The 13,537-nt window shown below is 58.3% G+C and carries 12 protein-coding genes; 3 read left to right on the plus strand and 9 right to left on the minus strand.

Annotation, left to right across the window (positions count from 1 at the left end; all coding sequences use genetic code 11):
- Positions 1–52: 52 nt before the first annotated feature.
- On the minus strand, positions 53–1,219 hold the full coding sequence (locus tag KO499_RS10760; protein WP_215983739.1) for an isovaleryl-CoA dehydrogenase: 1,167 nt from the start codon (positions 1,217–1,219) through the stop codon (positions 53–55).
- Between the two features lie 25 nt (positions 1,220–1,244).
- Positions 1,245–1,688 carry a MerR family transcriptional regulator gene (locus KO499_RS10765; protein ID WP_215983740.1) on the minus strand — a complete coding sequence of 148 codons (444 nt, stop codon included), beginning with the start codon at positions 1,686–1,688 and terminating at the stop codon, positions 1,245–1,247.
- Between the two features lie 104 nt (positions 1,689–1,792).
- Here KO499_RS10765 and KO499_RS10770 point away from each other — a divergent pair, with 104 nt between their 5' ends.
- The 3 genes from KO499_RS10770 to KO499_RS10780 are packed head-to-tail and all read left to right on the plus strand — an operon-like array spanning position 1,793 to position 4,928.
- Entirely contained in the window at positions 1,793–2,554 is a 762-nt protein-coding gene (locus KO499_RS10770; protein ID WP_215983741.1) for a 3-hydroxyacyl-CoA dehydrogenase, read from the plus strand.
- Positions 2,555–2,578: 24 nt separating this feature from the next.
- On the plus strand, positions 2,579–3,730 hold the full coding sequence (locus tag KO499_RS10775) for an acyl-CoA dehydrogenase family protein (RefSeq protein ID WP_215983742.1): 1,152 nt from the start codon (positions 2,579–2,581) through the stop codon (positions 3,728–3,730).
- A 16-nt stretch (positions 3,731–3,746) separates the two neighbouring features.
- A complete protein-coding gene (locus tag KO499_RS10780; protein ID WP_215983743.1) occupies positions 3,747–4,928 on the plus strand; it encodes a thiolase family protein in 1,182 nt (393 codons plus the stop codon).
- 95 nt (positions 4,929–5,023) lie between these two features.
- Here the strand turns inward: KO499_RS10780 and KO499_RS10785 are convergent, their stop codons facing one another.
- The 7 genes from KO499_RS10785 to KO499_RS10815 are packed head-to-tail and all read right to left on the minus strand — an operon-like array spanning position 5,024 to position 13,454.
- Entirely contained in the window at positions 5,024–5,815 is a 792-nt protein-coding gene (locus tag KO499_RS10785; RefSeq protein ID WP_215983744.1) for a sulfite exporter TauE/SafE family protein, read from the minus strand.
- Positions 5,816–5,864: 49 nt separating this feature from the next.
- Positions 5,865–7,439, minus strand: coding sequence for a gamma-glutamyltransferase family protein (locus tag KO499_RS10790; protein ID WP_215983745.1), 1,575 nt, complete (start codon positions 7,437–7,439; stop codon positions 5,865–5,867).
- Entirely contained in the window at positions 7,436–8,161 is a 726-nt protein-coding gene (locus KO499_RS10795) for a GntR family transcriptional regulator (protein WP_215983746.1), read from the minus strand. The genes KO499_RS10790 and KO499_RS10795 overlap by 4 nt, the downstream gene beginning before the upstream one ends.
- Positions 8,158–9,855 carry a dipeptide ABC transporter ATP-binding protein gene (locus KO499_RS10800; RefSeq protein WP_215983747.1) on the minus strand — a complete coding sequence of 566 codons (1,698 nt, stop codon included), beginning with the start codon at positions 9,853–9,855 and terminating at the stop codon, positions 8,158–8,160. The genes KO499_RS10795 and KO499_RS10800 overlap by 4 nt, the downstream gene beginning before the upstream one ends.
- A 33-nt stretch (positions 9,856–9,888) precedes the next feature.
- Positions 9,889–10,782 (minus strand): ABC transporter permease, encoded by an 894-nt coding sequence (locus tag KO499_RS10805; protein WP_215983748.1) that lies wholly within the window; start codon positions 10,780–10,782, stop codon positions 9,889–9,891.
- A 1-nt stretch (position 10,783) separates the two neighbouring features.
- The gene (locus KO499_RS10810; protein WP_215983749.1) at positions 10,784–11,812 is read right to left on the minus strand and encodes an ABC transporter permease; all 1,029 of its coding nucleotides are present in this window, start codon (positions 11,810–11,812) and stop codon (positions 10,784–10,786) included.
- 22 nt (positions 11,813–11,834) lie between these two features.
- Positions 11,835–13,454, minus strand: coding sequence for an ABC transporter substrate-binding protein (locus KO499_RS10815; RefSeq protein WP_215983750.1), 1,620 nt, complete (start codon positions 13,452–13,454; stop codon positions 11,835–11,837).
- Positions 13,455–13,537 lie beyond the last annotated feature (83 nt).

Below are 13,537 nucleotides of genomic sequence, written 5' to 3' on the forward strand. Positions count from 1 at the left end.
GGCCGTCCTGCGATCTTCCTGCTGTGGACGGCCTCTGGCTTGAAGCTGGGCTTTACTTGTTCAGATACAACTCGCGGCCAATGAGCATTCGGCGGATTTCAGAAGTTCCGGCACCGATTTCATACAGTTTGGCGTCACGCAGCAGGCGGCCTGTCGGGTATTCATTGATGTAGCCGTTGCCGCCCAGAAGCTGGATGGCGTCCAGGGCCAGTTTGGTGGCCATTTCGGCGGAGTAGAGGATGGCGCCTGCGGCGTCTTTGCGGGTGGTTTCACCGCGGTCGGCCGACATGGCGACCATGTAGACGTAAGACTTGGCGGTGTTCATCCAGGTGTACATGTCGGCGACCTTGCCCTGGACCAGTTCAAATTCACCGATGGCCTGGCCGAACTGTTTGCGTTCACGGATGTAGGGAACGACAACGTCCATGGCTGCCTGCATGATGCCCAGTGGGCCGCCCGAAAGAACCAGCCGCTCGTAGTCGAGACCGCTCATGAGGACTTTGGCGCCGTTACCCACCCCACCCAGGACGTTTTCCTTGGGTACTTTGCAGTCTACGAAGACCAGCTCACAGGTGTTGGAGCCGCGCATGCCGAGCTTGTCGAGTTTCTGATGGCGGCTGAAGCCCGGAGCATCGCGTTCTACGATGAAGGCGGTAACGCCCTTGGAGCCGGCCTGGGTATCGGTCTTGGCGTAGATGACGTAGGTGTTTGCGTCCGGGCCGTTGGTGATCCACATCTTGTTGCCATTCAGGATGTAGTGGTCACCGGCATCCTTGGCGCTCAGTTTCATGGAGATGACGTCGGAGCCGGCATTGGGCTCGGACATGGCGAGGGCGCCAATGTGTTCGCCGCTGACGAGTTTCGGCAGGTATTTCTGTTTCTGTTCTTCGGTGCCGTTGCGGTGAATCTGGTTCACGCACAGGTTGGAGTGGGCACCGTAGGAGAGGCCAACGGAGGCGGAGGCACGGCTGATTTCTTCCATGGCGATGACGTGCGCCAGGTAGCCCATGTCGGAGCCGCCGTATTCTTCGCTCACGGTGATACCCAGCAAGCCCATGTCGCCCATTTTTCGCCACAGGTCCATGGGGAACTCGTTGTTGCGGTCGATTTCCTCGGCACGGGGTGCGATTTCAGACGCAGCAAAGCCGTTGATCTGCTCGCGGAGCATATCCAGGGTTTCGCCGAGGCCGAAGTTGAGCTCTGAGTATTGTGATTTCATCGTTGGCTACCTTTGATTTCTGTTATTAGTTTTCAGCGGCCTGCCTGTTTTCATCGTTCGCAGGCGCTTGCTGTTTCTTTTTCTTTTGCAGTTCTGCCAGGGCTTCCCGACACCGGGCCTCGGCTGTATCCATTTCCATTTCTGCCTGGGCGATGTCGTTTTTCTGTTGTTCCAGTTGCGCCCGTTTGTTGCTCAGAATGGTCAGCATCTTGAGCAACTGTTTCTCATTGCCGCTGAGAGTCTCGTCCCACAGGTCAAACAGCTCTTTGGTTTCCGCGAGGGAGAAGCCCATGCGCTTGCCCCGGAGGATCAGTTTTAGCCGTACACGATCTTTCGAGCTGAAGATCCGCGTCTGCCCGCGCCGTGACGGCTTGAGCAGTTCCTGATCTTCATAGAAACGAATGCTCCGGGTTGTCACGTCGAACTCTTTTGCGAGCTCGCTGATGCTGTATGTCTGTTTAATGTCCATTGGGATTTCCTTTTTAGACTTAGGTTAGATAAAGTTTACGTAAACGTAAAGTAGTTTTAGGGTCCGATTTCTAACAAACAGAATCCTGAAAAGAGGGGTGAACGATGGAATTCAATAATGTGGCAGCCATTGTAACAGGCGGGGCTTCCGGACTGGGCGAGGGTGCGGCACGGGCGTTGGCTGCGTCTGGCTGCAAGGTTGCGGTGCTTGATTTGCAGCAAGAGCAGGGTGAGAAGGTGGCCGCAGACATCGGCGGCATTTTCCTGAAATGCGATGTGAGTTCCCCGGACAGTGCTGAAGCGGCTATTAATGCGGCGCGTGAGGTGCATGGCCCGTGCGGGATTGCGGTCAACTGTGCCGGCATTGCCACGGCCTCCAAGATTCTGGGGCGTGAGGGTGTGATGCCACTGGAGAGCTTCAGCAAGGTTATTCAGGTCAATCTCATCGGCACCTTTAACATTCTGCGCCTGGCGGCGGCGGATATGGCCCAGCGTGAGCCAAATGCCGACGGCGAACGAGGTGTCATCATCAATACGGCGTCGGTGGCGGCCTATGAAGGGCAGATTGGTCAGGCCGCGTACAGTGCCTCCAAGGGTGGCGTGGTTTCACTTACCCTGCAGTCAGCCCGTGAGCTGGCCCGGGAGGGCATCCGTGTAAATACGATTGCACCGGGCCTGTTCATGACACCCATGATGGCGGGTATGCCCGAGGAAGTTCAGGAGAGCCTGGCAGCCACGCTGCCTTTCCCCAAGCGCCTCGGCAAGCCGGAAGAGTTTGGGATGATGGTGGACCAGATGGTGCGCAATCCGATTCTCAATGGCGAAGTGATTCGTCTGGACTGCGCGCTTCGCATGGCGCCCAAGTGAAGCAATTAATTGCAGGAGGCATACATGACCATGTCTGTTGATAAAGAAGAACTGGCGATGTTCCGGGATTCCGTCGTCAAAGTCCTGGAAAAGGAAGTGACGCCGCACTACGAGACCTGGGAAAAGTCCGGGCTGGTGCCCCGCGAACTCTGGAACACGCTGGGCGATGCCGGGATGCTGTGTGTGGATGTGCCCGAAGAGTGGGGTGGTATCGGTGCGCCTTTCCAGTTCTCAGTGGTGGTGGGCGAAGAGCTTGCCCGAATGGGATTTGGCGCGCTGTCTACCAACGTGATGGTCCATTCGGACATTGTTGCGCCTTATCTGAGCCACATGGGTAACGACGAGCAGAGGCAGCAGTGGTTGCCCCGGCTGGTTTCGGGGGAGGCCGTTGGTGCTATTGCCATGACCGAGCCTGGTGCCGGCAGTGATTTGCAGGCGATCCGCACCAGTGCCGTGAAAGATGGCGATGAGTACATTCTGAACGGCTCCAAGACCTTCATTACCAACGGTCAGCATGCCGATATGGTGATTGTGGCCGCCAAAACCGATCCGAAAGCCGGTGCCCGTGGCATCAGCCTGTTTCTGGTGGACACCTCGCTGCCAGGTTTCAGCAAAGGGCGCAATCTGGACAAAATCGGCCAGCACTCCGGAGACACCTCCGAGCTGTTCTTCTCGGACATGCGCATTCCGGCGTCCGCGCTGCTGGGTGAGGAAGGCCAGGGATTTATCTACCTGATGCGCGAACTGCCCCGTGAACGTCTGGTGATTGGCGCTCTCGGGGTTGCTGCAGCCAGAGGCTCCCTGGATCTCACTATTGCCTACGCCCAGGAGCGGGAACTGTTTGGCCAGAAGCTGGCGCAGCTGCAGAACACCCGTTTTGAAATTGCCCGTATGGAAACCGACTACCGGATTAACAAGGCGTTTGTGGACCAGTGCATCGACCAGTACGACATGGGCGAACTCGATGCCCCGACGGCGTCCATGGCCAAGTACAGCGCCACCGAAATGCAGTGCCGGGTGGCCGATGGCTGCCTGCAGCTGTTTGGCGGTTACGGTTACACCACCGAATACCCGATTTCCCGGGCCTTTATCGACGCGAGGGTGCAACGCATTTATGGCGGCACCTCGGAAGTCATGAAAGAAATTATTGCCCGCTCTGTGCTGGGTAAAGCCTGATTAAGTGAGGAAAATCATGAGTAACAACGACGTAGTTATTGCAGGATCCGCGCGTACCCCGATGGGTGGCATGATGGGCTCTCTCAGCTCTGTGCGCTCCCCGGATCTTGGCGCCATCTCCATCAAGGCTGCGATTGAGCGCTCCGGCCTGCAGCCGGCGGATGTCCAGGAAGTGATCATGGGCTGCGTATTGCCCGCCGGTCTCGGACAGGCTCCGGCACGACAGGCTTCCCGCGCCTCAGGTGTTCCGGATAGCTCAGGTTGTACCACCGTTAACAAGATGTGTGGCTCCGGTATGCAGGCGGTCATTATGGCCCATGACCAGATCAAGGCGGGCACCAACAACATCATGATTGCCGGCGGCATGGAAAACATGAGTCAGGCGCCGTACCTGTTGCCCAAGGCTCGTAGCGGCATGCGCATGGGCCACGGTCAGGTGATGGACAGCATGTTCCTTGATGGTCTGGAAGATGCCTACGAGGGTGGCCTGATGGGTGTGTTCGCCCAGCGCACCGCCGACAAGTACGACATCAGTCGCCAGGCTATGGACGAGTTCGCTATCGGTTCGCTGCAGAAATCACTGGCGGCTATAGAGAACGGCTGGTTCCGTGACGAGATTGTTCCGGTCACCGTGCCCGGTCGTGGGGGAGACACCGAGGTTGACACCGACGAGCAGCCGGGCAATGCCAAGCCAGAGAAAATCCCGAACCTGAAACCGGCCTTCGCCAAAGACGGATCGGTCACCGCCGCCAACTCAAGCTCTATCAGCGACGGCGCCTCTGCCCTGGTACTGGCATCGGCTGCCGAAGCCGACGCCCGCGGCCTGACGCCTCAGGCGCGCATCGTGGCCCACGCAACCCACGCTCGATTGCCGTCCGAGTTCACCCTGGCGCCCATAGGTGCCATCGAGAAGGTTCTGGTGAAAGCCGGTTGGAGCAAAGACGACGTCGATCTGTTTGAAATCAACGAAGCCTTTGCTGTGGTGACGCTGGCAGCCATTAATGAGTTGGGACTGGCGCCCGAGAAAGTGAATGTTCACGGCGGCGCCTGTGCACTCGGTCATCCCATTGGTTCTTCAGGCTCACGAATCCTGATCACCCTGATCAACGCCCTGAAGCAGCGCGGCCTGAAGCGTGGTGTGGCATCGCTCTGCATTGGTGGCGGTGAAGGCACTGCAGTGGCCATCGAACTGATCTGATTCAATCAGACTGGTTTTTGAGGTCCGTCACGCTGCGAACGTTGGCGGACCTCATCTCTTCCATCCTTTTATGCTTTCAGCTTTCCTTGTTGAGCCTAAAGCGCATTAAACAGCATTCGTCCGGCAATAATCAGCAAGAACGCGCCAAAGCCACGTTTGAGCGTTGCCGCGGGAATGCGATGACTGAGGGCGACACCCAGGGGTGCGGTGATGACAGTAAAGACGGCAATACACGCCGCGGCAGGCAGGTAGACATAGCCGAACGACCATTCTGTGATATTGGCACCCCAGCCTGAGATGGCGTAACCAATGGTACCGACCAGCGCCAGCGGGAAACCCAGGGTGCTCGAGGTGGCTACCGCACGCTGCATGGGCACATTGAAGAACACCATCAGCGGCACCATCACATTACCGCCACCAATTCCTGCAAGACCAGACAGCGTGCCGCTGAACAGTCCTAATCCGGCGGTGCCGGCCTTGCCCGGCATGGTCCTGGACGGATCCGGCACCCAGCGACTGAGCATGATGAGCGAAACCACCAGCAGGAAGCAGGCGATGCCGATTTCCAGGGCCATGGTTGGAAGGCGTGCGGCAATAAAACCGGACAGAAAGCTGCCCAGCACGACGGTAAGAGACCAGCGCTTGAAGATATCCCAGTCCACGGCTTGCCGTTTGATTTGCGATCTGGCGGCCGATATGGAGGTAAAGATGATGGTGCAGAGTGAGGTTGCAACGGCTGTTATTACAATAGACTCTGCGGGGAAATCCTGAATGCCAAGGATGATGATCAGAGCCGGCACAATAACCACTCCGCCGCCAATGCCAAGCATGCCGGCAAGAATACCGGCAACAACGCCGAGGGCGGAACAGGCGATAATAATGTCCATAAACAAGTCCTGAAGAAATGGTTTTTATGATTTCGAATGTCGCGGCCGACTAGTTCAGCCCTCTGGCGGTGCCTTGTCCCCGTGGGTCGTGCATCGCCTCTTTGACCCCGTCGGCTGAGACCAGAAGAGCCCCGGCCTGGCCGGTCAACGGGCTTAATTCCGGAATGGTTTCAACCTGGTGTCCCCGTGCTGAAAGCTCTTCTCTGACCCAATCGGGCACTGATTTTTCCAGCTTGAGATTCTCACTGCTGCCAAAGAAACTTCGGCCAAGCAGAAATCGGGGAGCCTGGAGCGCAGTATCGATTGAGCAATGGTAGTCGATTAGCTGGGTTGCCAGCACCATTTGTGTCTGGGGCTGGCCGTCTCCGCCCTGGCTGCCAAAATACCATTGGTCGCCGTCATCCGCGAGATAGCATGAGGGATTGAGCGTGTGTGCGGGGATCTTTCCTGGCGCCCAGCTATTGGGATGCCGGTCATCGGCACGAAAGCTCGCGGCCCGGTTCGACCACAGAACACCGGTATTCCCGACCATGCAGCCAGAGCCAAAGTCGTGAAACAGGCTTTGCATCAGGCAGGCGGTGCGTCCCTGGCCATCCGAGGCGGCCATCCAGATGGTGTCTGCCGGCTGTCCCTGCTCCTTCCAGGGCGCAGCTCGTGCAAGATCAATGTGTTCAAAGTTCTGCCGGGCTGCGGCTTCAGATAAGCGTTCCTGCAGCGGAAGGGGGAAGTACCGGGGGTCGGCAAGCTCCTGGTTGCGAATGGCCAGCTGGTTTTTGATGGCCTCGACCAGACAGTGGTAATAGTCGGCACTGCCGTTCTCTGCCTTTGACAGTGGCATCTGATTCAGTGCTGCGAGTGCGCTGAGCGTATAGATGCCTTGAGTCGGTGGTGGGAAATTGTAGAGGAAGCCGTTCCGGTATCGGACCCGCAGCGGATCACCAACACTGGCACGGGTTCTGGCAAGATCATCGGCCGTCAGGCCATTGCCCATTTCTCTGAATCCCCGGGCAAGTTCCTGAGCAATGTCACCCTGATAAAAATCCTCGATTCCGGCCCGAGCCAGCTGTTCGAGGGTATTGCCCAGCTCTTGTTGATACAGTGTGCTTCCTTCAGGACGAAGTTGGCCATGAGCGTCGCAGCAGAGTCGTTGGAGGTCCGGTAGTTCTGAGATCAGCGTCTCTCTCTGGTGTTGCCAGAAGGCCTGGGATTGCGAGAGGGGGGTGCCCTGACGTGCGCGCTCGATGGCGGGCGCGAGTAATGTGGGCCAGGTCAGATTCGACCCCCAGGGCCCCTCGCTGATCGATTTGGCTTGCTGCCAAGCACGTAATGCGCCGGCGGTTGTTGCTGCCGAGGCCGGCCCCCGTTCCTTGATCTGCCCACCTTCGGGCAGGACCTGTCCGGCTTGTCCCAGCCCCATGATCACCTTGACGCCGTGGCCGTCGTTGATCATCAGCAAGGCATCGCCGCCGATGCCGGTCATGTGGGGGTAGCAGGCGGCCAGAGTCGCGCTGGCGGCCAGCACGGCATCAATGGCCGTGCCTCCGGCCTGAAGAATGTCGAGGCCGGTATCTGTTGCGGAAGCGTGTGGCGTACAGATGACGCCGCTGCGGGAACTCGCTTTCATATATCCATTCCTTGTTCTGCCGGTGCGCCAATGCTTACCTCCGCGGGACGTTGCTGATGTTCCGCAATGAACTCGGCCGACATGGCGCTGACAGTCTGGACGTGGGCGCGCATCAACCGGGCGACACCGTCCCCGTCACCCGCGATAATGGCGCGCACGATGGCGTCGTGTTCCTCCCAGGATTTACTCAACCGGTTGCTGAGTCGGAACTGCGCTCGTCGGAACGGGGCCAGACGGCTACGGGTGGTTTCGGCCAGCTGCTGCAGCTGAGGGCTGCGGGCAGCCTCAAAAATCAGGGTGTGGAAGGTATGATTGAACCGATCGTATTCGTCAGATGTACCATCCCGCACCAGGTGTATGGACTCGCCGTGAAGGTGTTCCAGCGCCTCACGCTGGCGGCTGTTCATCCGCAATGCCGCGAGCCTGGCCAGCGACGCTTCGAGTTCGGCCATGGCTTCGTATAAATCGGCCAGAGATTCCGGCGACTGGGTGGCCACGACCACACCACGATTGGGGCGGTGAGTGACCAGTCCCATGGCCGTGAGATGCCCGAATGTCTCCCGGATTGGTGTCCTGGAAACCCCGAAGCGCTCGGCGATCGTCTTGGCATCCAGTTTCGTACCGGGTGCCAGGCGGCCACTGACGATGTCGTCAGCCAGGTTCTGAACGATGGAGTCGACCACCGTGCCTTTGCGCGGGCTCACGGTTGCAGTGTCGCTCATGAGGCTCCGTCCTGTACCAGGGCTGTTGTTTCAGACGCTGAAGCATCTGGCGCCGGCGGGTGTGGAATAGCCGCCAGCAGGCTGCGGGTGTAGTCGGTTTTCGGGGCGTCCATGATCTCGTGGGCATGCCCCTCCTCAACGATTTCACCCTGCTGCATGACAATGATTCGATCGCACAGCAGCCGGACCACGTTGAGGTCATGGCTGATGAACAGATAGCTCATTCCAAGCCGGTGCTTGAGATCCTCCAGCAAATTCAGGACGACAGCCTGCACGGAGACGTCGAGCGCTGCAGTGGGCTCATCCAGAATCAGCAGTTCCGGCTCCATGGCGACGGCCCGGGCAATACCCACCCGGGCTTTTTGTCCGCCTGACAGCTGGTGCGGGAAACGGTTCAGCAATTCAACCGGCAGCCCCACCAGGGTGGCCAGTTCAAGAATCCGGGCCTGTCGATCAGCGTCGGTCATATCGGGTGAGAGGCGCAGTAGCGGGTCGGCAATGGAGCGCTCGGCACTCCAGCGCGGGTTCAGGCTGTCGGTCGGATCCTGAAACACCATTTGCAACTTTCCACGCAGAGCGTGACGGGCAAACTGCTTGGCCGGTATGGCGGCAATGTCCTGGCCAAGAAACTCGATCGAGCCTTCAGTGGTGTCCAGCAGGCGCATAATCATGGAGGAGGTTGTGGATTTGCCGCAGCCACTTTCACCTACTAATCCGAGGCTTTCGCCTTTGCGAATGTCGAAGGACAGGTCTCGCACTGCGATGTGATGATTACCGCTGCCGGGCTTGCCAAACTCTTTCTTCAATGACTTTACCGAGAGCAGGGCGGCTCCGGGTTCGGTGGAAGCCGGCAGAGCCAGGGCCTGGGCTTGCTGTTCCGGAGTCAGCAGGTCGCGCACGTAGGAGTCGCGGTGCGGTGTGGCATTCAGGAGTTGCTTTGTATAGGCCTTTTGAGGTGCATTGAACAGGGCCTGCGACGTGTTCTGTTCAACCACGTGACCTTTTTCCATCACCACCAGTCGGTCGCAATAGGCGGCGGCCAGCCCCAGATCATGGGTGATCAGAATCGTGGACATATTGAACCTGGCTGTCAGTTCAGAAATCAGGTCCATGACGGCTTTCTGAGTGGTTACATCCAGCCCGGTCGTGGGTTCGTCGGCGATCAGCAATTGCGGTTTGCAGGCCAGGGCCATGGCGATTACAACGCGTTGGCACATGCCGCCGGACAGTTCGAACGGATAGGCTTCGAAGCGCTTCTCGGCATCCTTGATTTTCACTGCGAGGAGCATCTCGATGGCTTTGTCCCGAGCCGTCGACCGGGTCGCCTGGTTGTGTTGCACCAGCACATCGGCGATTTGCTGGCCAACTTTGCGAATCGGATTCAACGCGGCGCGGGGATTCTGGAAAATCATCGAGATCTCGCGGCCGCGGATGTCCCGCATATCCCGCTCCGAGATCTTGTGCATCGACATGCCGCCGTAGGATATTTTTCCGCCTGCGATCTTGCCGGCGCGATCCAGAATGTTCATCACCGCATAAGAGGTCACCGATTTTCCGGATCCGGATTCGCCCACGATTCCAAGGGTCTCGCCTTTGGCAACAGACAGGGAGATGGAATCAATCGCCCGAACAGTGCCCCGCCGGGTGGCAAAATCGACACTCAGGCGCTGGATATCAAGTAAAGGGGGAGTCATGGTGGTTCCTTAACAATGTCCTGAAGGTTTGCCTTAGGTCCGACGCTGCGGATCGACCAGGTCCCGGAGGCCATCGCCGATAAGGTTGAAGGTGAATACCGCCAGCATCAGTGCCAGGCCAGGGAAGACCACAAGCCACCATTCGCCAGAAATAATGAAATTGGCGCCTTCTGCTACCAGAATGCCCCACTCCGGCATGGGGGGCTGAACACCCAGCCCGATGAAGGACAGCCCGGCCGCATTCAGGATGGCCCAGCCCATATTGAGAGAAATCTGAACCATCATCGGCGGCAGGGTATTCGGGAAAATATGGCCGAACAGTACCCGCAGTTCGGAATTGCCCGACAGCCTGGCCGCCTGTACAAAGCCCGCATTCCGGCGAATGCTCACTTCGGCTCGAGCCATCCGGGCGTAGAAAGGCAGGTTGATGATGGCAGTTGCGTAGACAATGTTTTCGATGGAGTTACCAGCGGCCGCCACGATTCCCATGGCCAGAACGAAGAGGGGAAAGGCCATGATCGTATCCATCAGCCGTCCGGAGATTCTGTCCGTCCAGCCCCCGAAATAGCCGGCGAAGCATCCGATGATCGAACCAAAAACGAAGGACAGCGCCACCGCGGAGACGGAGATCAGAAGATCCAGCCGGGTTGCCACGACAACGCGTGAAAACACGTCCCGGCCCAGGTGGTCGGTGCCAAACCAGTGGTTGACCCCGGGCGGCTGCAGCGCAGGCCCAACTCCGGTGGCCACCGGATCGAAAGGCACCAGGTAGGGGCCAAATATCGCGACGGCAATGAGGCCAAAGAACAGGCCAAAGGAGACCCCGGTCAGCGGGTTTTCGGCCATGATGTAACGCAGGTGATGCCAGTAGCCCTCGCGGGATTGAGCGCGCTGACTGGTGGACGGGGTGATTGCCAGATTGCTCATATTAGCTGTCCTCGCCAACGCGCGGGTCGATCAGGGTGTAGGTCACGTCGATCAGCAGATTGAGTGCCACGAACAACAGCGCCATGGAAAGCACAAAACCCTGAACCGCGGCGTAATCTGAGACCACCAGTGCTTCAACCGCAAATGAGCCGATGCCTGGCCATGCGAATACTTTCTCGACCAGCACATTAGCGCCAAGTACGAATGAAAAGACCATGCCCAGGGTGGTGATCACCGGCAGCAGTGCGTTTCGGAATGCGTAGGTGATCAGTACCCTGCGACGGCTCAGCCCGGCAGCCCGGGCCGTGCGCACGTAGTCGCTGGCCAGGGTTTGCAGCATGGCCGCCCGGGTCATACGGGCAATGGGCGCCAGAGTGAACAGGGCAAGGGTGATCAGCGGCAAGGCCATCTGTGCAAGGGATGCCTTGAGCAGAGCCCAGTCACCGGCAATCACTGAATCAATGGTGTAAAACCCGGTTATCGGTTCAGGCGGTAAAAACATCATGTCGAGCCGGCCCATGGGTGGCGGTGCCCAGCCCAGCAGGTAGTAGAAGACATACAGCAATGCCAGACCGGTAAAGAAGGTTGGCAGGGAGACCCCCGCTGTTACCAGGAAGCGGCAGAGGTGGTCCACCCAGGAGTTTGGCCGGGTTGCAGCCAGAACGCCCAGAGGGACGGCGATGATAAGGGCAAGGAGTAGTGCCCCCAGGGTCAGTTCCAGTGAAGCAGGAAGTCGCTTGGCCAGCTCCTGGGTTACCGTTTGGCCGGTCGAGATGGCAACGCCCAGATCGCCTTGCAGCAGATCACCTACGTAGGTGACAAACTGCATCGGCATGGGCTGATCCAGGCCAAGGTTTTCCCGGACCTGCTCAATCGATTCTGCATCGGCCATATCCCCGGCGAAGTAGGCGGCCGGATCCCCGGGCAATGCCCGGGTCAGGATGAAGCACACGACCAATATACCGAAGATCGTAGGTATGGCCTGCAGCACACGGGTAAGAACCCGTTTGGATTTAACACCCAGAGACACAGTGAACTCCTTGTTTAATGGATCAGGCAGGCTTCAACGGACGGATATCCATCTGACGGTGGAACCAGTATTCGTAGCCTTCCACTCCGTCTTTAAACGCCACGTTCAGGGTCGGCTGCCAGAGCGGAATACGTGGAATGTCGTCGAAGGCGATCTCGATCATCCGGGTCACGTTCGGAGCGTAATCCGGGTGAGATACGGCCATGTCGAGCGTATCGTCGATCAGTTTGGCCATCTCGGGATTGTCGTAGTTGTAGGAGTTGAACAGGTTGCCCTTGATGTAGGCCCAGAAGAAGTAATAGTCCGGTGTGTTCAGCCAGCCGCCGAAGTTCTCCAGGTGCAGGGGCAGCTTCTTCTCAACCAGGGCAATGGTGCGCCAGTTGGCGCCCGGAATTTTCTCGATATTGGCCTTGATGCCAATCTCCGCGAGACCTTGCTGGATCAGCAGGGCTGTGGGCTCGGCCCAATCGGCTACCGACAGGTTAAATGACAGGGGCACCTCGAAGCCGTCTTTGTAGTCGGTCTGTGCCATCAGCGCACGCGCTTTCTCCAGGTTTTGCTCATAGGGCGATTTCTGCGGCCAGGCAATGCTGCTCACCTGATCTTCTCCGCCCCACATTGGCACGCCCTGGCCATAGGCGGCCTGTTCAAAGATCTTTTCATAGGGAATGGACCAGGCTACGGCCTGACGCACCCGCTTGTCTTTGAACGGCTCAAAGTCGAGGTTGGTGCAGAGGGAGTAAATGCAGTTCTCGATCGGTGTACTGACAACTTTTACCCCGGGCTTCTCAGCGAGTTCCTTGGCGTCTTTGTTGGGGATGTCCTGGGATGCGGAGACACTGCCACGCTCGATCAGTGCCCGTCGGGTGGACTGTGCCGGCACTTCTCTCAGCATGACGCGCTGGTAGCCGGGGAGAGGGCCGCAGGCCCAGTTGTCGTTGCGTTCGTAAACCAGCTGCTCGCCGGCGTTCCAGCGTAAAACCTTGAACGCACCGGAGCCTGCGGGGTTGCGGTGCAGATACTCGGTTGCCCATGGATCGTCTGCCGTGGCATTGGCTTTGGCCACTTCGGAGTTGATCACAATCGGGATCGGAGTTGCCAGATCAGGCAATGCCAGTTTTGAGGGGAACGGCAGCGTGATCTGGAAGGTATGATCATCAATTGCCTTGAACTGATCCGGAGACTCAAGCCGGCCCGCCTTCATCTGGACCGTCGGAAAGCCTCCGAGGGAAACCGCGCGGTCCAGGGACCATTTGACGTCGTGGGCGGTCACCGGCTTGCCGTCCCAGAAGGTAGCGTTTTTGCGGATTTTGAAAGTCATCACGGTGCCGTCTTCGCTGGTCTCCCAGGATTCGGCCAGTTCAGGCTGAACGTTGCTGTAGTCGTAGCTGAGAGAGCCATCGCCAGTGGCCTTGGTGCCAAAGCTGACTAGGCGGTCGTAACAGTTGATCGCAACCTGGTAACTCGCGCGATTGGTGCCGGAGCGATGAATGTCGAGACTGTTGATGGTGCCCCCGAAAACCACAACTGCGGTCTCGTTGGAGGCCGCTTGCGCAGCTCTTGGCAGCAATTGGCTGAGGGGTAAAAGGCTGGCACTGACAGATAGGGTAGTGGCGCTTTTAAGGAAATCACGACGATTCATGTTGCATGCTCCATAGGGTCGAAGATGCTTCAAGAACAGCAGTTACTGTGCCACTTTGGTCTTTTAGAAAAAAATGCAATAAA

This window comes from Marinobacter sp. F3R08, from assembly GCF_018860425.1.
Lineage (GTDB): Bacteria > Pseudomonadota > Gammaproteobacteria > Pseudomonadales > Oleiphilaceae > Marinobacter.